Source organism: Flavobacterium fryxellicola (assembly GCF_900143245.1).
GTDB lineage: Bacteria > Bacteroidota > Bacteroidia > Flavobacteriales > Flavobacteriaceae > Flavobacterium > Flavobacterium fryxellicola.
On sequence record NZ_FRDK01000009.1, the window covers coordinates 1 to 19,564 of the forward strand.

Sequence of the window (19,564 nt, forward strand, 5' to 3'; positions counted from 1 at the left end):
AGTTATTTCCGATTTCAGCCGCGCAACAGAAAATTAAAACTTAAAAACTATCTTAAGTTTTTGAAAAAGTTGCATCGTGAATAGGTCGCAGCATAGAATAAAGTTAGCAGGCCTTCCCTCCTCTTTGCAAAAACATTTTTAGATATCTGAATCATTAAAACTTTATAAGCTGAAAAACTGATCGAAAGTTGTCCTAAAATGTTCTATATTACAAGCAGAAGTATAAAAAATTTCAATTTATTCATGCAATTGTTTTACTACCATTTCACATCCGAATTAAAAAATTAAAAGTACAAAATATTCATTGTGTGATATACTGATTATAGTAACGCCTTACTGATTATTGATTTAAGTTATCTATTTAAATTTAAATACGTGCATTTACTTATCAAGATGCAGAGATTATAAATATTTTTAAACTTATTAATTTTAGCTGGTTATTGTCCTAATCTTTCTTAGAAACCAATTTTTATATTTTTATTCTTTACACTAACTATTATAATGTAAATCAGACTGTTCTTTTAACATTTGAGCACTCTTTTCCGCTGTAATATCTCTTTGAGATTCGCCCATCATTTCGTAACCAACCATAAATTTTTTTATTGTTGCAGAACGTAATAAAGGCGGATAAAAATGCATATGAAACTGCCATTCGGGATGCAATAAACCGTCAGTAGGTGTTTGATGAATCCCCGATGAGTATGGAAATGAAGTTTTAAATAAGTTATCGTATTTAGTTGTGAGCTGTTTCAAAGTCAAGGAAAAATCTGTTATTTCCGAAGCTGTAAAATCAGTTATTTTGCCCAAATGTCGTTTACTAATTATCATCGTTTCAAATGGCCAAACTGCCCAAAATGGAACCAACGCTACAAAATGTTGATTTTCTATTACAATTCTTTCATTCAATTTTAATTCCTCATTTAGATAATCTTGCAAAAGATTTCTTTCGTGTGTATCATAATAAACTTTTAAATTATGCTGTGTTTTCTCCACGGCAGTTGGTAAAGATGATTGTGCCCATATTTGTCCGTGCGGATGCGGATTACTGCAGCCCATAACACTTCCTTTATTTTCAAAAATTTGAACATGATTGATATAATCTATGCTTCCTAAACTTGTGTATTCATTTTGCCAAGTTCGAACAATATTTTCAATTGTACCAAGCGGCATTTCAGGTAAAGTGATGTTGTGGTTGGGCGAAAAACAAACAACACGAGAAATTCCTCTCTCTGGTAGTGCTTTAAAAAAGGTATTCTCTTCGCTTTCCTCGTACACTATTTCATCCTGCTTCATCGCAGCAAAATCATTTTGAAAAACAAAACAACCTTCATACATAGGATTTACTTCCCCATTAGCTCGTGTATTACCTGGGCATAAATAACAGCTAGGATCATATTCTGGTAAAACTTCAGCAGAAATTGTTTCATTCTGTCCTTGCCAAGGTCGTTTGGCACGATGAGGAGAGACTAAAACCCATTCATTGATTAGCGGATTATAACGTCTGTGAGGATCCTCATTAATATCGAAATTTTTCATTTACAGGGGATTATATAAAGAGGTTCCATTACCGATTTTCACCTCGTATATCTTTAATTCTATTCCAAAAGTATCAAAATATAAAGCAGAAAGCTTGTCTTTTATAATTGCTTCATGACCTTTTTTTATTAAGTTAATGGTGCAACCGCCAAAACCGCCACCCATTAAACGGGAACCTACAACTGCTTCTTCTTTTTTTAATGTTGCTACTATCATATCGAGTTCAGCGCAACTCACTTCATAATCTTTTGATAATCCTTCATGTGTTTCATACATTAGTTTACCCAAAGTTTCAATTTTACCTGAATCTAAAGCTGCACAAGCTAAAGATACACGCTCGATTTCTTTTATTACAAAATGACATCTTTTAAACACGTTTTCGCTAATTACATTTCGTAAACTTAAAATATGATCTTCCGTACAATCGCGGAAACTATTAACAGAAGGAAAATTATTTTTGAGTATAGAAAGTCCTTCCTGACACTCTTCACGTCTTGTATTATAAGCTGAGGAGAACAACGAATGTTTAACGTTGCTATCAAACAAAATCAAGGAATAATCGTTAAAATTAGCGTCATGATATTGATGTTCCAATGTTTTACAATCAATTTTTAAAACTTTATTTTCTATACCCATCACGCTCGCAAACTGATCCATAATTCCACAGTTGATACCTACCCAATGCTCGGCTTTTTGTCCCAATAGCGCAATATCAATGGGTTTGATGTTCAAATTAAATAGTTCATTAATTCCATACAGAAAACCGCATTCTAATGCTGCCGACGAGGATAAACCAGAACCTACAGGAATATTACTGCTAAAAACGCAGTTAAAACCTTCGAGCTGAAAACCCTTTATGTTTAGTTGTTCAATAACGCCTCGGAGATAATTCGTCCAAACCGTATCGCTTAATTGCATTGGTTTTGCTAAATCAATAACAAATTCCTCATTAAGATCAATTGCAATTATTTTGGATTGATTTGTATTGTTTTTTTGGAAAGCAAAACAAATAATTTTATCAATGGCCGCCGGCAAAACAAATCCATCGTTATAATCGATATGTTCCCCAATAATGTTGATTCTTCCCGGTGAGAGCACAATTATTTCTGGAGAGGAAGTAAAAATTTCGCGGAAAAAAGTGGTTGTTTTGTTAATTAACATTTCATTCATTTGTATGTTTTTTTATCAAATTCTGTTCTTTATTGTTTGCCAAAAAGATTAAACATTGATGGTTCAATTGATCTCAAATTTTTAATTTTGTATCACAGTATTCGAAATTTATAAATAGTCTTATGCTGATAGCATTCGCCTTTTTTTAATATCGAACTTGGGAAATTGCTATGATTGGGCGCATCGGGAAAATTTTGAGTTTCAAAACAAATGCCACTGACCGCATCATAATCAGTGCTCCCCTTGCCTTTTAGTAGATTGAAACAATTACCACCAACATAGATGTGCACTCCGGGCTGATTGGTTTCGACAGTCATTTTTAAATTATTGTTTTTACTAAAAAGCGATGCAGCAATTGTATTTTGGTTTTTTACAACAAATGTATTGTCAATTTTTGATGGACATTTTTTTGTTTCTCGAAAATCGAATGCATGGTTATCTAAGTTTATGTAGTTACCGCTTGGTATATATTCACTATCAGTTTCTAATAAAAGATTGGAATTCACAAACAGCTCTTGTTCGGATAAATTCGATTGGTGTCCATCGAGATTAAAATAGCTGTGATGCGTTAAATTAACAATAGTATCGGCTGTTGAAACTGCCTTATATTTAATAATTAATTCGTTTTGATTCGACAAACTGTAAGTTACTGAAACAAGCAAGTTTCCGGGATAATTTTCTTCTCCGTCTGGACTAGCATATGTTAACGTGATGGATGAATTCATATCATCATTAATACTTTCAATATTCCATAGCTTTTGACTAAATCCTTTGTTTCCTCCGTGAAGCGAATGATTATTATTATTTTTATTTAAACATATTGCCTTCTGATTTAAACTAAAGGTACTGTTCTTAATTCTTCCTGCAAATCTGCCGATTGTAGCACCAAAATAAGGAGGGCTTTTTAACTCAAAAGACTTTATGTAATCGTTTAAGGTGTCAAAGCCTAGAACAACATCAATAAAATGTCCGTTTTCTAGTTGAATCTTTAGTGAAGTTATCGTAGCACCGTAAGTAATAACTTTCAATTTCATTCCGTTTTGATTACTTAATTCATAAGAATAAACGGTTGCACCATCAGGCATTGATCCAAATATTTCAGCCTGCGCATTTGTTTTATGATGTAACATTTGGTTATTATTTAAATTTATATGAGTTTGGTATATATAATTAAATGTATAAAAGCACTAACAAAATTTAGAGCTTAAACAAAAATGAAAAATAATTAAAATTTGTTCCTTATTACTAATTAAATTTTATAAACCGGCTCAAACTGTTTATTTACCTACCAAAAAATAGAATACAAAGCCACTAAAACTCCGCAAACGATCATTGCACCAGCTGCAAAACCATTACTAACTTTAAACATTTTTGTATCAATTTCTAAGCCTTTTACAACAACACCTTTTTTGTGATCAATCAAACTAATTATTACCATAAACACAACACAAATAAGAAAGACAAATCCCATTCGGTCTAAAAATGGAATTTCGTACGCCATAGTTTTATCTTTTTGCTCTACCAATGTGGAAAATCCTGAGCTACTTAAAAACTCTAAATTCACGAATCTAGGTAAAAATTTAAATATTACCGAGAGTATAAACCCTCCAATTGTAGCAAACATAGCCGCATTAGAACTCGTTTTTTTCCAGAAAAAGCCAAGTATAAACATTGCAAATATTCCCGGACTTACAAATCCAGTATATTCCTGAATGAATTCAAAACCTCCTTTTTTATCGATTCCTAAAAATGGAGCAATTATCACCGCAAGAAGCATTGCTACTACAACAGTAATTTTGCCCACCTTAACCATTTTTAACTCGGAAGCTTCTGGTTGAATTTTTTTCTTAAAAATATCAAGCGTGAAAATAGTAGAAATACTATTGACTTTTCCAGCAAGTGATGCCACTACGGCGGCTGTTAGCGCTGCAAATGACAGTCCTTTTAAACCTACCGGTAATAGATTTAGCAAAACCGGATAAGATCGATCTGGATTAATGATTCCGTCAGGACCTAACATTTCGGTTTGCAAACCACCTTTTGTATATAAAACGTATGCAGCGATTCCTGGCAAAACAACTATAACTGGCATTAATAATTTCAAAAATGCTGCAAATAAAATTCCGCTACGCGCTGTTTTTAAATCCGCTCCTAATGCTCTCTGGGTTATATATTGGTTACAACCCCAATAATTTAAATTGACAATCCACATACCTCCAAATAACACAGTCAGACCTGGTAAACTAGGGTAATTTTCATTTTCCTTTTTAAATATCATGTGAAAATGATCTGAAGATTGGCTCATCATATAATTAAATCCTTCAACAACACCACTTTGTCCATTTAATTCTGCTACTTTATCTAATGCTAAATATGTAGTTACTAGTCCTCCAAATATCAAAAAAACCACTTGAATCACATCGGTATAGCCAATTACTTTCATTCCTCCCAAAGCAATAATTATTGAAAAAAATGCGAGCCCATACATACATAAATTAATTTCAATTCCTGAAATACCATTGATGGCAAGCGCTCCTAAATAAAGAATCGAAGTTAAATTAACAATTACATACAGTAGTAACCAAAATACGGCCATGATCATCGCTACATTACCATTGTATCTTTCACTCAAAAATTGAGGCATCGTATAAATCTTATTTTTTAAATATACAGGAATAAAAAAAACAGCCACAATTATCAAAGTTAACGCGGCCATCCATTCATAAGTGGCAATGGCAAGCCCCATTTTAAAGCCGTTTCCTGACATGGCAATGAACTGCTCTGAAGAAATATTTGAAGCTATCAATGAAGTTCCTATTGCCCACCATGTAAGTGAACCTTCGGCTAAAAAAAAGTTGTGCGAAGCTGATGCTGAATTATTAGTTTTAAGTCTGTACACATAATAACCATAGCCAGCTACAACAAAAAAATAAAATAAGAATACAATATAATCATAAATCTGAAGTGAATTCATATACTAAAATTAGATAAAGTTAAAAATGTATTTATGGTAATTATAAATCTGGAATTGCAGCTTGTCAAGTATTTAAGCAACAAAAATCACGTTCTTTCTACAAGAATTATTTATTTAAACAAACCATCGGTAAAAATAAATCAACAAGAAAGCTGCAAATAACCAGAAAGATTTAAATATGTTGATTTATTATATTTTCAAATAACTCTTGTTTTCCGCTTTTTAATGGAAGTTCGCCATTTTCGTGAGCGATATTATACAAATCTTGTAAGCCCAGTTTTCCGTCGGCAAATTCTTTTCCTTTACCTGAATCGAATGAACTATACCTATCCATTCTTAATTTTTCATAAGGCGATGATGTTATGATTTTATCTGCGGTCAATAAAGCTCTCGCAAAAGTATCTGCACCACCAATATGAGCTAAAAACACATCTTCCATATCAGTAGAGTTTCTTCTAATTTTCGCATCAAAATTAACGCCGCCACCTTGTAAACCACCAGCTTTCAAAAACACCAACATTGCCTCTGTAACTTCTTGTATATTATTAGGAAATTGATCGGTATCCCATCCATTTTGGTAATCGCCTCTGTTTGCATCTAAGCTTCCTAACATTCCAGCTTTTGCTGCAACTTCAATTTCGTGTTGAAAGGTGTGCTGCGCAAGAGTCGCGTGATTAACTTCGATATTGATTTTAAAATCGTTCTCTAAACCATAGTGTCTTAAAAAACCAATTGCCGTAGCAGAATCAAAATCATACTGATGTTTCATTGGCTCCATTGGCTTTGGCTCAATAAAAAAGTTTCCTTTAAATCCTTGAGAGCGTGCATAATCTCTTGCTTTTATAAGAAATTGTCCCATGTGATCTAATTCGCGTCCCATATCAGTATTTAATAAAGACATATAGCCTTCACGACCTCCCCAAAAAACATAATTTTCTCCATTTAAGGCAATTGTTGCATCAAGCGCCAGTTTTACTTGTCCGCCCGCTCTGGCTAACACGTTAAATTCTGGATTAGTAGCTGCTCCATTCATATATCGCGGATTGGAAAAACAGTTAGCTGTTCCCCAAAGTAATTTTATTCCTGAATCTGTTTTTTTTTGTTTGATATAATCGGTGATCAATGCTAATCTTTTTTCTGATTCAGCAAAAGTTGCTCCTTCTTGAATTAAATCATAATCGTGGAAACAAAAATAATTAAAACCCATTTTTGAAATAAATTCAAAAGCCGCATCGGCCTTATCTTTTGCCGCTTGAAGTGGATTAGAAGATTGATCCCAAATAAATTTTTGTGTTCCAGGTCCAAATGGATCAGATCCTTGTCCGCAGAATGTATGCCAATAAGCAATGGAAAATTTAAAGTGCTCTTGCATTGTTTTTCCTGCTACTATTTGCTCTGGATTATAAAATTTGAAAGCCAATGGATTATCTGAATCTTTACCTTCAAACTCAATTTTGCCAATTCCTTTATAGTATTCTTTGTTACCTAAAATTACCATTGTATTATTTTTTATGTGTGATTATATATTCTAATTCCTTTTTCCACTTTTGATACGCCTCAATGTAAGCTTCCTTGTTTTGCAATGGGAAATATGTTTTTACGTGATCATTTTGTTCAATATTCGAACTGAACTTTTTAAAATCACCATCAGTTAAACCTACCGCTCTCGCTGCACCAACTGCTCCAGTTGTATTATATATTTCAATTTCATGTCCGATCAAAGTAGCAACTGTATTGGAGAATAATTCAGATCGAAATAAATTATCGTTTCCTGCTCTAATTACATCTATTTTGACATTATCATCTTTTAAACATTCCATTCCGTAAACAAATGCAAATGCTATTCCTTCCAGAGCTGCCCTGTATAAATGTGCACTGCTATGAATGTTTAAGTTTATGTTTAAAAAATTAGTTCCAATGTTTTTGTTATTAAACATTCGCTCTGCGCCATTTCCAAAAGGAATAACCATCAAACCATCGGAACCAATTGCCACAGTATTAGCTTTTAGATTCATCGATTCGTAACTATCATCATGTAGATTCGTGCGCAACCATCGGTATAGAATTCCTGCACCATTGATATTTAGTAATTTTCCAATTCTAGGACTTTTTTGTTGATAATTAACATGCACAAAGTTATTTACACGTGTACTTTTGCCAGTGGATGAATCAGTCACAGCGTAAAAAACACCTGAAGTTCCTCCAGTAGCCGCTACTTCTCCGGGATTTAAAACATTTAAAGACAATGCGTTATTAGGTTGATCTCCCGCTCTATAAACAATGGGAATTCCTAAATGTAGCCCAGATTCTAGAGCGCCTTTTTCATTTAATTCCCCTTGATTACTGAAATTTTCTACTATAGATGGTGTCAGCGATGGATCAATTCCATAATATTCTAACAACCAGTTTGCTACTTTGTTCTCTTTGTAATCCCAAAGTATTCCTTCGGATAAACCATTTTTAGTAGTTGTCATTTTACCAGTAAATCGAAAAGCAATATAATCGCCTGGTAACATATATTTATGCACTTTATTATAAAGATGAGGCTGATTTTCTTTCACCCATTTAAGTTTAGAAGCGGTAAAGTTTCCGGGTGAATTGCCTAAATGTGTTAAACATTTGTCCTCGCCAAGTTCAGTAAATGCTTTTTGACCTATTGCAACTGCTCTACTATCACACCAAATGATAGAATTGCGTAGGGAATTACCGTTTTCATCCACGATAACTAATCCGTGCATTTGATAGGAAATACCAATTCCTTTGATTTTTGTAGCATCGATGTTAGCCTCTTTAATTGCTCTTTTTGTAGCGTGACAAATGTGCTGCCACCAAATTTCAGGATTTTGTTCGGCCCAATCTGGATGCAGCGAAACAATTTCCATTTCATTTTGTGGTTCGCTTAAAACAATAACTTGTTTTCCAGTTGCAGCCTCAACAATTGCAACTTTAATTGAAGAACTTCCTATGTCATATCCTATGTGATACATAATTTATTGTAATGCTATTATTAATAATTGCGTTGATGTAATTAATGTGCTTTCGGGATTTAATATATTCGATTTCAAAAATATTCGGATAATTAAAAACTAGAAAAATTATACTATTATTTTCCTTTAATCAGTTATAGCAGTTCAATTTCTATTTTTTGATCATTTACATGAATGTAAAAAAGACCTGCTTCTAGTATTTGATTTCCGTTTTCGTCAGGATAGCTTAAATCACGAACGGGATCAATTTCAAAAATGAATTCATATTCTTCTCCACCTTTTATTTCTTTCTTTTCAAAAAACTTTAATTCTTTTATTGGCCTTGAAATAGTTGCAACAGGATCAGATACATACCATAACACGGTTTCTTTCCCTGAAAATTCTCCTGAATTTTTAACTACAACTGATACTTTTAATTTTTCTCCCTTTTTTAATTTAGTTGTAGATAATTTGGCTTTACCATATTCAAAGTTGGTATAACTTAATCCATGTCCAAACCAGTACAACGGCTCTGTTGGAATATCTTGATAATGTCCTTGTTTGTCAAAAGGTCTTGAACTTTGACGCATGCTGTAGTATGTTGGAATTTGTCCTGTTGTTAAAGGAAAAGTGATTGCCAACTTTCCTGACGGATTTATTCTGCCAGAAACAATTCCTGCTAAAGGCGTTCCTCCAGCTATTCCAGGTTGCCATATTTCTATTATTGCATCGGCTAAAGGCTCTAATCTGACCAATTCAAGAGGCCTTCCACTTGACAAGATTAAGATTATTGGCTTGCCTGTTTTTTTGAGTTCCATAACTAGTTTCTCTTGGATAGCAGGCAAAGCTATAGAGGATCTTGATGCATTCTCGCCACTCCAAGTTTTTAGTTCACCAAGACAAACTACTACAACATCTGAATTATTCGCAGCTGTAATGGCTTCAGAAAATTTACTTTCATCCGTGCCATCGAAATCGCATCCTTTTGCATAGTTAATTTGTGTTCCAGAACCAAATTCACTTTTAAACCCTTCAAAAATAGACTCTACATCAGTTGCTTTTCCATTAAATGACCAAGCACCCATTATATTCTCCTTGTCATTAGCAATTGGACCAATTAAGGCAATTTTCTTTACAGATGGTCTTAAAGGTAAAATCGTATTTTTATTTTTTAGCAGAACCATTGATTCTTCCGCTAGATTTTGCGCTAAACTCTTACTTTGCTTTTGCAAATAGCGATCTTTTTCATCAACTATTATTGTATATGGTTCGTCAAACAAACCCAGACGAAATTTAACACGCAAAATTCTGCTTACAGCTTCATCAATTTTTGCAACTGAAATCTTTTTTTCTTCAACTAATTCTTTAAAATATTTTAGATATATTCCATCTTTCATATCCATTTCCACTCCCGCATTAAATGCCTTTAAACCCGCTTCTTTTTTATCCTTAGCAACTCCTTGATTTAATAATTGCTCAATCGCGTTCCAATCCGAAACTACAAATCCATCATGACCCCATCTTTTCTTTAAAACGTCTGTTAAAGTGTATTGATTTATGGTTGCGGGTACGCCACTAATATCATTAAATCCACTCATTAAAGTTGCAGCTCCTGCTTTTACACCTGCTTCGTAAGGCAACATATACGTTTCCCAAAGCGATTGTCGTGAAATATTGGTATACGTATAATCACGTCCTCCTTCACTCAAACCATATCCTACATAATGCTTTAAACATGCGGCAATTGAAAAAGGATCTGAGAGATTTTCTCCTTGATACCCTTTTATACTTGCTACGCCAAACATTGCATTTACATACGGATCTTCTCCGTAGCCTTCTGCAACACGACCCCAGCGTGGATCTCGCGCCACGTCAACCATTGGAGAAAAAGTCCAATCAATTCCAGACAGCACAGATTCCTTGGCGGCTGCAGCACAGTTCAATTTTACTAATTCAAGATTCCAAGAACTAGCCTGACCTAATGAAATGGGGTAAACGGTACGTAATCCATGGATAATATCAAAACCAAAAAGTATAGGAATCCCTAACCTTGATTCCTCAATTGCTTTCTTTTGAAGTTTATTTCGCAGTACTGGGTCACCCGTAAAATAAATAACAGATCCAATACCTGGCGGTAAACTGGTAATTTCTTCTCCAATATTGTTGGGATTATTGTTAATTCCAAAAGTGAACTGATTTAATTGTAGAATTTTTTCATTTAGTGACATTTTCTTAATTAAGTCTTTAATCCTACTTTCAATTGGTGCTTTCTTGTTTTTGTAAACTTCTTGACCAAATAAAATATTTAGCGATAAGAAAAAAGTAATTACAACTAAATTAGTTCTCCTATTCATTTTTTGATGTCTTTATGGAATTGATATAATCTGTATTTCTAAATTCTCAATGCACGTTAATTATTTTAGATACTTCTAACTTGATATCTTTTATTTTTTCACATTTATAAATTGAAATAATAATGTGTGCACGGGCACATAATAAATACAAATATAAAAAATTATACTAAACAAAAATATTTTACTGAAAAATTATTTAATTAATAAAAATTAGGTTAAAAAAAACTATTGTTTTCAAAAACTTATTAAAAATAGCAATAGTTCATTTGAAAATACATATCATTTTAGCAATTAGAACAAGATTGGAAGTGTAATTATATTTCTCTACTCTACTTCAGTTACTTTGCCACCAACCATAAATGTATCTTCAATTCCTAGTTTTAAGGCAAGATAATAAGACATAAAATTAAATGGTACAATATTATGAAGTACGGAAAAATTTTCATCGCTTTCCATTTCTTCAACTGTAATTACATGAGCTCCGGAAGCAATAATTTTTTGATTTAATAACTGGCTTCGTTCATAAGATTTACCTTTAGCCACAATTTGAATTACAATACTATTTTTTGCAGTTTCTTTTGGTCCGTGATCGTATTGCGCCATTGGCAAACCTTGAAATGAAAGTTTTGTACTTTCACTCATGATTAAAGCGGCTTGCATAGCTGTTCCCACATTTGGTCCACTACCAGTTATATAAATACCGTGAATATTTTTTTTGCTAATCAGTTCATAAACCTGATTGGCCATTTGCTCTCCTTTTTTATCATAGTCAGGCATCTTTTTCTCTAAAAGTTTTACTGCATCAGTAGCATCAAAGCCAAAACCCTTAAACAATGCTAGTAAAGTGTTGACATAAGTTTTAGAGGAAGAATATTGCTCTTCTTCTGCTAATAAGTTAATGCACGCTGCAACATTGGGTTTTGTACATAGCGCATTTTCGACATAGTTTGAAATGCCAATATATTTATTAAATAGTGAGGTGCACCATAAAGCTTCTGTACTTCTTCCTGATTGCGAAATAATGACACCCATTGGGATAAACGTATTATTATTTTGATAATTATAAAACTCCGACGCAATTTCAGGCCGAATTTCCACACCCATATACTTGAATGCTAATGGTGCAAAATAAGAAGAGCCCATTCCTAAATACGGCACACCAAGAGGTAAAGAATATACAGGAGATTGCTTGAGAAACTCAACCGCTTTTGCAGGAATTTCATTAATTTCGGCTAACATTTTTTTCATGTTCTTTTGTATTGACTGTTACTATAATTTATGATCTTTAAATAGATCGATTACTTTACCCTAAGTAATTAATTTGATACTTTAATTTTAATATCTTTTGACATTAAAATAAAATTACACCCATCTCTTTATATTTTAAAAAATTTATTCTTTTTCTTTTTCGACTGAGAGAAATAAAGAACCAACAATTGCTAAAAAGATTCCAATAATTTCTATATTTCCAAGTTTCTCTCCTAAAAAAGTAATTGCTAATAAGATCGTTAATACTGGTTGCAGTGCTCCCGCTATAGTGGTTACTTGTGAAGCCTTTCCCTGCGCACTGTATGCAGCAAAGCTAGCCAAGACGCCCAGTCCATTTAACATTCCGGCTAATGACCCTATAAACAGTGTTTGATTACTGAAATTAAATTCAACTAGTCCAAATAGTATAAAGCCGATAGCTATTAAAACCGATGAAGTAATAAAACTCAAATAACACCATTCAAGCGAAATATAATTACTGGTAACCTTTTGAGCAGCACTAAATAATCCCCAAAAAACCAGCGCTACTAACGCAAAAATCAACCACAAGTTTAATCCTAGATTAGAGAAAAAAAGTGATGGATCATCGAAAATTTGGGACTGACCTGACAACATGATAATTGCAGGAATAACAATTAAAATACCGATAGCGTTAAGCCAATGCATTTTCTCTTTAAGCACCGCTATCGCTATAAGAATTGTAACTAACGGATACAAATTCGTCACTGGAATAACCACAGCAGCTAAACCGCCGTTTGCAAAGGATTGATATACCGCAATGTTACCTGCTATCGCTAAAACTCCAGCTACTAAACCCCAAAGAATACCTTTACTATTTGCTTCTTTCAATTTGCATTTTTTTAATACAAATGGAATAGTGAATACCATTCCAATAGTAAACAGCAAGTGATTGACATACGGACTTATATCGCTAGAGATAAATTTAGCTAATATGCCCCAAACTCCCCAGCAAAAGGCAGCTAGAACGGCAAATACAAGCCACATTCTATTGTTAAAGTAATTCTTCATTTACTTAAAATTTAAATTAGCATAATTAATATCTAAACAAGCACACATCATCAATTAGTGCATAATCATTGGCACTGCCTGAAACATAGAAGGTTATTTTGCAAGTTCCATTTGTCACTTCAACATCAGAGATAGTTGGTTGGAAAAATTTTTTACTGTAATCCGACCATTCGTTCATCGTCTTAGCCAATGGCAAATTAAGTTTGGTGCCTGAATTACTATCGCTTCCGTTTAGTGCAACATAATAAGTTGTTGGTTTGTTGTTAGTTTGTGCAGCAATATTCGAGAAACTCAACACACAAATTCCCAAAAAAATGAAAAAATAATATGGGAATACTTGCATTACAATTATTTTATTTGACATCATAGTTTCTGCATTTATGAATTGAATAAAGCTGCCGCACCAAGTATTCCTGAATGTTCATCAAGTTCAGAAAGCACAATGTTGACATGGTAATTTTTGTATGGTTTTAAAAAATCATCTACCGAAAGCCTTTCCAGATATGGTTTCATCCCTTTTGAAACGCCACCACCAATAACAATAATATCTGGGGCGAATAAGTTAATGTAATTATGAATACCTGTTTTTAGTTGTGCGATGAAATCGGAAACAATCTGAACAGCAATTGTATTGCCCTGCTGTTCTGCTTCGAAAATCGTTTCCACTTTAAGCGGAAGATCGGGGAATTTTGTTTCCCATCCCAGTCGCTTTGCTGATGCAATGATTCCTGTGGCTGAAACCAGCGATTCTAAACATCCTTGTTTTCCGCAGTAGCATTTAAAAGTGGTGTGTCCAATACTAATGTGACCGCCCATGTGCGCATAAGGTAAAGTAGTTTCAAATTTGCCATTGGTTACAAATCCAAAACCGAGACCAGTTCCTAATGTTAGCACCAATATACGTTTAGAATTTTTACCTGCTCCGTACAACGCTTCTCCAAGAGCGATGCATCTTGCGTCGTTATCTAATAGACAAGGCAATCCAATAGTATTTTGTATAATGTCTTTAAGCGGGTAATCTTCCATAAATTCAAGAAACCCGTAAGTGGAATCGACCACTCCATTTTCAAAAACAAAACCTGGTATTCCAAATCCTATTCCTACAATCTCAGCCTTAGTTTCTGCTACAATTAGCTTTAAATTTGCCACAGTTTTTACTATATATTTCAAAAACAGCCTGTCGTCAACAGTTTCAGTAGGTACGATTTTTAAATCCAGAACTTTCCCAATTTTAAGATCTACTAAACCTATTTTTGTTCGTGTTCCGCCAATATCTATTCCTACTACAAATTTATTCATTGAATTCTTTATTGATTATGCACTTGGCTTTAAGGTTATTAGTTTTAAAGCTTTTTTTAATTTTTACTAAGTAGAAATAGTTTCAACCTATTTGATTTTATTCTTGTTTACTTAGATTTAAAACGTTCCATTATTTTATTAAAACTCTGAAAGTATTTATTTGGTTTTGTTTAAAATCTACTTTTAATTCGTCAACAGACGGAATTAATTTCATTTCATTTGTTTCAATGTGAGTTGTTTTCCATGCTTCGGTAATTGGACTTTTTAGGGTAATTGTAGCCGTTTGTGCAGTATTCTTCATGTTCCAGAAACGCGTTATCAATCCGTTTTCAATACCTTCCTCTGAAGGTTTTACACTCCATAGTAAAATATCAGGATTCGATACAGATAGTAATGAAAATGAAGTTTTCTTTGAGGTTCCTTTCGCACCTTCCACGATTCCAGTTACGAATGAATTTTGATGTTCCATTGCAAATTTCATCGCAGCGGTCGCATCAAAGCTAGATTGATGGCTGGTTACAGCAAAATTATAATTGAAATTTACTTCCCCATTTTGTTTTGGAAAACCTAAATAATTTCCATCTTCTACTTTTTTATCGATCCTGCCACCTGCCAAAGCATGAATTTGTGACGCATTTTCATCAAGAGAATAGATGGAACTTTCTCCAAGTTTAAAGAAACTACAATCTAAATTAGAAATAGTTATTCCATAATTTTCTTCACTTAAATCAGCAAAATGATTGAATGTTTGCCAATCGTAGCGCGCATTTTGAGAAGCATAATGTCCACCATTTGTTTCAAGTCGGGCTTTCAATACAGCACCAAGTTCTTCAAATTGTGTTGTAGGATTATTGAGATTAAATGAAAATGACCACGTTTTTACATCATCAAAATTGCCTTCAATACTATTTTCTATTACAATATCCGGACTATTAGCAAAGAGAGTTACTCTCGTTGTATGCTTAATTGGCAAATCGGAAACTGCCTTTAAAGTAACTGAAATTGGCCCAGAATTTTCTACTACAATTGGACTCCCATGGTTAATATCTTCAACACCAAGATCATTGAAGTATTTGCCTTTTGCGGGTTTCACCATTTCACGATTGGAAAGCTTATCAATAATATTTGTTATGGCACCTGAAGGACTTAGAGTCAACTGATAGTATTTATTACTGATAGTTTCATTGGCAACTGTGAGTTCATTTACAACTTTTTTAGCTGTTCTTTTTTTGATTTCAAAAACTTTGTAGCCTACAGATGGAATATTGGAAGCCAATAGACGAATGTATTTTTTACCTGACTTCATTATAATTTGACTGCTTACTTCTTGATTTTGTTCAAGGTCGATAACCTTAAATGGATAATCGCCTTCCCATTCAAAATCAGCCACATCACTTCTTGACCAGCCTAAAGGATTAAAGACATAAAAACGAGGATTTTTAGATTTCTGCAATTGATTTCCTAAACTTTTACGAGACCGGTTAAATAACGAATCCGTATAAACGGTCAAGTTTTCTTGCATTTTTATTTGCCAAGCAGGACGTTGTTCCATCGCTACTTTGCTATCACCGGTCCAGTCATGTTCCCAATAAGAAGCAAAAGAATTCCATGCTGTATTTTTTAAATCCTCTAAATCATTGTCAAAATCAGGTTGATTAATACCAACAATACTCGCTAGGGCTTCTGCCGAACGGAGTTTTTCAGTTGATCGTCTCATTTTTGCCGTAGTTTCATTCATAGAAGCAGACAATAAATCCCATTCATTACCGTAAGTAACTGTTTCAGAAGGAAGATTTGGATAATTTTTCTCAATATCTTTAAAGAAATCTTCTAAAATAGCAACACGAACTTTTCTGCTTGGCGTTGTGCCATTTTTGGCAACTTGAATAAACTCAGGCGAGAGATAGGTTTCTAAATCATCATGACCATATCCAAATGCTGCTGCTGCATTAAAAGGATATTTTGAATTAGCAGAAATAGTATCGCACATAGCTTCAAGACGAGGAATCATAGTACTAATTTCCTGTACGGGATTTTTAGCGGGAATAGCAGTTCGAGTTTCGGCATAACCGCCTAGAGGAGCGGTTTTCTTTTCATCGTACATATACCATTTCATCAATACTCCAGAACCGTCAAGGCCAGTGTATTTATAAAGTTGATTTCGTCGATCTGCTCTGTAATCGTAGCTCAACTGACTACCATATCCTCCTATTCCATACCAGCTGTATTTGGCTCCTGAACCAGCCCAAATAGAACTCATTCCTAGCGGTATGGTATTATTTTCCATGCTTCCGGCCATCGAAAATCTTAAGTCATGCTTTCGTTCTATTTGACCAGCGTAGAACATTCCACGAAAAGCCGCTTCAGTTGGCATACCGCCATAACAATTGATCAATGGATGAAGTGGCATACTAATATGTCCTGATTTTATTGCAGCGATCAACCTTTCAAATTGTTTTGGCGTACGTTGCTTTTGGTATGCCTGCATCCAATAACTTCCATCACAATTGAAACGTGCCTGAAAATCTTCGGGGTTGGATTTAGTTGCGTCGATTTGGTCTAAGTAATAATCGAGCATTTTAACAAATGCTGCATTATAATCGGTTTCATTAGCTATCCACATGAAATCGGTGTGGTCATCATTACCCAGATAAATGCGTTTAACAGGTTGGGCTTGCATCGCACTGACCAAAATAAATAACAAACAGATTGTTAACTTTCTAAATTGCATCATATATTAAATTTTTTAAAATTTCTTAAAAGCTTTATCACCCATTACAAATTCAATTGTTCCTCCATTTTTAATCATATCGTGCGTAAAGTATGGCTTGTGCCAAGGCTTACTATTAATTTTAATAGATTGTATGTATATATTTTCAGTAGAAAAATTAGTCGAAGTAATTATTAGTTTTTTTTTATTTTCCAGTTCTAATATGATTTTAGGAAAAGTGGAACCTGTAAGATAATATAAGCTCTGACCTGCATTTGGAAAAAAGCCCATACAGGAAAAAATATACCAACTGCTCATTGCACCACTATCCTCGTTTTCTATGCAACCATCTTCTGAAAAACGCTCTTTCATTAATTTTCTAACGTAAAAACTAGCTAAATCAGATCGATCAGCATAATGAAATGCTTGAATAGCAAGGAAAGCTGGCTCATTTCCATAGTTTATTAAATTATTTGTAATGGCATACTGCAGTTTTTGGGAAAATTTTTCTTTTCCTCCTGACATTTTTACTAGTTTTTCAAATTGATGTGGAATAAAATAAGAGTACGTCCAAGAATTGCCTTCATAAAAATAATTTTTCCATGATCCCCACTCTTTCTTTATATCAATAGGGATAAAAGAACCATTCCATTTTTTAGGAACGATAAATCCAGTAAATCCGTCACTTTCGGCATCAGGGTTCCAAAGATTTACCCATTGTTTACTGCGATTGAGGTACGTTTTATAATCCGATTTAGTACCTAAATCTTTTGCCATAAGTGCCGCACAAAAGTCATTATACGAATATTCTAATGAGACTGAGCAGCTCATTTTACCAGCAGGAATCCAACCTAATTTTTTGTACATGGCACTGCTATCAGCCTTGCTACCGTAACTAATACCTTTTCTATTATTATCTGCCTGATATTTTACTAATTTGTAAGCTTCTTTCCAATCGACTCCTTCCACACCTTTTACATAAGCATCGGCAATAATATTAGTTATATTGTCTCCTCCTTGATCATCATCCTTGTCATTCAGTGCTACATAAGCATCTTTAACTCTTCCATTGATCTTTTGCCTAGCAATAAATGAATTGATAGTACCGCTTACCATTGATGGATTTGTTAATACCTTCAAAGGATACAATGTTCGCCAAGTATCCCATACGGCTAAATGGTCGTCCCACACAGGAACATCTTTGCCAAATATATTAGTATCATTAGTTTTATTCCTAGGCTGAAAAGACGCATGATAAGCTGCAGTGTAAAAAATTCGCTTTTCAGATTCAGTACCACCTTCAACGACTAACTTGCTAAGTTCATGATTCCATTTGTCACGAGCCTGTTGTTTAATTTGATTATAATCCCAAGCTGGTATTTCTGAATCAAGCCACGAAGTTGCCTGTTCAATACTTTTAAAAGAAATGGCAATTTTCAAATAAATTTCCTCGTTTTCATTTGTATTATAATTAACGTAAGCACCTATACGATCCATTTTTTTCTGTGCTTTCTGCAAAAGTGAACCCTCGGAAATAGCACCATTATACCATGTTCCAATAGTTGCAGGTTTTTTACTCAATCTTGCGCAATAGTAGATTTTATAATTTCCATCAGAAAATCCGCCTGTATATATGCCGTAACCTTTTAATTCGTCTCCACCTTTAGATGAAAATTGTACTTCACCATCTATAAAGTGTACATATTTTTCAGGCATTCCGGTTGCTATATCTCCTAATTGATGCGATATATCTAATAAAATATTTGCTTTATCCGTTTTTGGAAAAGTAAATCGGTAAATAGCCGAATGTGTTGCAGGAGTTACCTCTGTTTTTATTTTATAGCGACTAAGTGTTACACCATATTCATAAGCGGTTGCTTTTTCATTTTCTTTTGGCGAGTCATGTTCCGTTTCTCCAACAGCTAAACCAACTTGTGGCGATAAAAAAATTTGCCCATATTTTCCCCATCCTGAACCGCTCACATGAAGTTGACCAAATCCTCTTATGGGTTGATTGATATTGTAACAATCCATATCATATTTATTATCACCTCCAGGAGTTTGTGGACTTGGATTTATACTACCATTTGGAAGCTGAGGGCCAATAACATTACTACTGTGAGTATCTCTTACGCCAATAAAGTTGTCCACATAATCAACTAATTCGTTACTATTATTTTGGGATAAACTGTTGAGAGTCGTAAATAATAATAAAAAAAGAATTAAAAAAGCTTTCCATTTAATCAGTAATTTCATT

General features: G+C 33.8%; 13 protein-coding genes. All 13 read right to left on the bottom strand.

The features are described 5' to 3' along the window. Positions 1 to 489: 489 nt before the first annotated feature. The 13 genes from BUA03_RS12555 to BUA03_RS12615 all read right to left on the bottom strand — a co-directional run bounded on the left by BUA03_RS12555 (position 490) and on the right by BUA03_RS12615 (position 19,563). Positions 490 to 1,536 (bottom strand): UDP-glucose--hexose-1-phosphate uridylyltransferase, encoded by a 1,047-nt coding sequence (locus BUA03_RS12555; RefSeq protein WP_066082860.1) that lies wholly within the window; start codon positions 1,534 to 1,536, stop codon positions 490 to 492. Further along, positions 1,537 to 2,706: a galactokinase gene (gene galK / locus BUA03_RS12560; RefSeq protein WP_066082858.1), complete on the bottom strand. Its 1,170-nt coding sequence runs from the start codon at positions 2,704 to 2,706 to the stop codon at positions 1,537 to 1,539. Between the two features lie 92 nt (positions 2,707 to 2,798). Continuing rightward, positions 2,799 to 3,836, bottom strand: a complete 1,038-nt coding sequence (locus BUA03_RS12565; protein ID WP_066082856.1) for an aldose epimerase family protein — start codon at positions 3,834 to 3,836, stop codon at positions 2,799 to 2,801. A 155-nt stretch (positions 3,837 to 3,991) separates the two neighbouring features. Next, complete coding sequence (locus BUA03_RS12570; RefSeq protein WP_066082854.1) at positions 3,992 to 5,680, bottom strand: sodium/sugar symporter; 1,689 nt, start codon at positions 5,678 to 5,680, stop codon at positions 3,992 to 3,994. A gap of 172 nt (positions 5,681 to 5,852) precedes the next feature. Then, positions 5,853 to 7,178 (bottom strand): xylose isomerase, encoded by a 1,326-nt coding sequence (xylA, locus tag BUA03_RS12575; protein ID WP_066082853.1) that lies wholly within the window; start codon positions 7,176 to 7,178, stop codon positions 5,853 to 5,855. 4 nt (positions 7,179 to 7,182) lie between these two features. Then, positions 7,183 to 8,667, bottom strand: a complete 1,485-nt coding sequence (locus tag BUA03_RS12580) for a xylulokinase (RefSeq protein WP_066082852.1) — start codon at positions 8,665 to 8,667, stop codon at positions 7,183 to 7,185. A gap of 134 nt (positions 8,668 to 8,801) precedes the next feature. After that, a complete protein-coding gene (locus BUA03_RS12585) occupies positions 8,802 to 11,000 on the bottom strand; it encodes a glycoside hydrolase family 3 N-terminal domain-containing protein (protein ID WP_066082849.1) in 2,199 nt (732 codons plus the stop codon). A gap of 324 nt (positions 11,001 to 11,324) precedes the next feature. Further along, positions 11,325 to 12,248 carry an SIS domain-containing protein gene (locus BUA03_RS12590; protein ID WP_066082847.1) on the bottom strand — a complete coding sequence of 308 codons (924 nt, stop codon included), beginning with the start codon at positions 12,246 to 12,248 and terminating at the stop codon, positions 11,325 to 11,327. A 144-nt stretch (positions 12,249 to 12,392) separates the two neighbouring features. Then, positions 12,393 to 13,298 carry a DMT family transporter gene (locus BUA03_RS12595; RefSeq protein WP_066082845.1) on the bottom strand — a complete coding sequence of 302 codons (906 nt, stop codon included), beginning with the start codon at positions 13,296 to 13,298 and terminating at the stop codon, positions 12,393 to 12,395. 25 nt (positions 13,299 to 13,323) lie between these two features. Further along, entirely contained in the window at positions 13,324 to 13,665 is a 342-nt protein-coding gene (locus tag BUA03_RS12600) for a hypothetical protein (protein WP_139255659.1), read from the bottom strand. Positions 13,666 to 13,676: 11 nt separating this feature from the next. Then, positions 13,677 to 14,597 carry an ROK family protein gene (locus BUA03_RS12605; RefSeq protein WP_066082841.1) on the bottom strand — a complete coding sequence of 307 codons (921 nt, stop codon included), beginning with the start codon at positions 14,595 to 14,597 and terminating at the stop codon, positions 13,677 to 13,679. A gap of 130 nt (positions 14,598 to 14,727) precedes the next feature. After that, positions 14,728 to 17,331, bottom strand: a complete 2,604-nt coding sequence (locus tag BUA03_RS12610) for a glycosyl hydrolase-related protein (RefSeq protein ID WP_211266397.1) — start codon at positions 17,329 to 17,331, stop codon at positions 14,728 to 14,730. Between the two features lie 12 nt (positions 17,332 to 17,343). Further along, positions 17,344 to 19,563, bottom strand: a complete 2,220-nt coding sequence (locus BUA03_RS12615) for a GH92 family glycosyl hydrolase (protein ID WP_066082839.1) — start codon at positions 19,561 to 19,563, stop codon at positions 17,344 to 17,346. Position 19,564 lies beyond the last annotated feature (1 nt).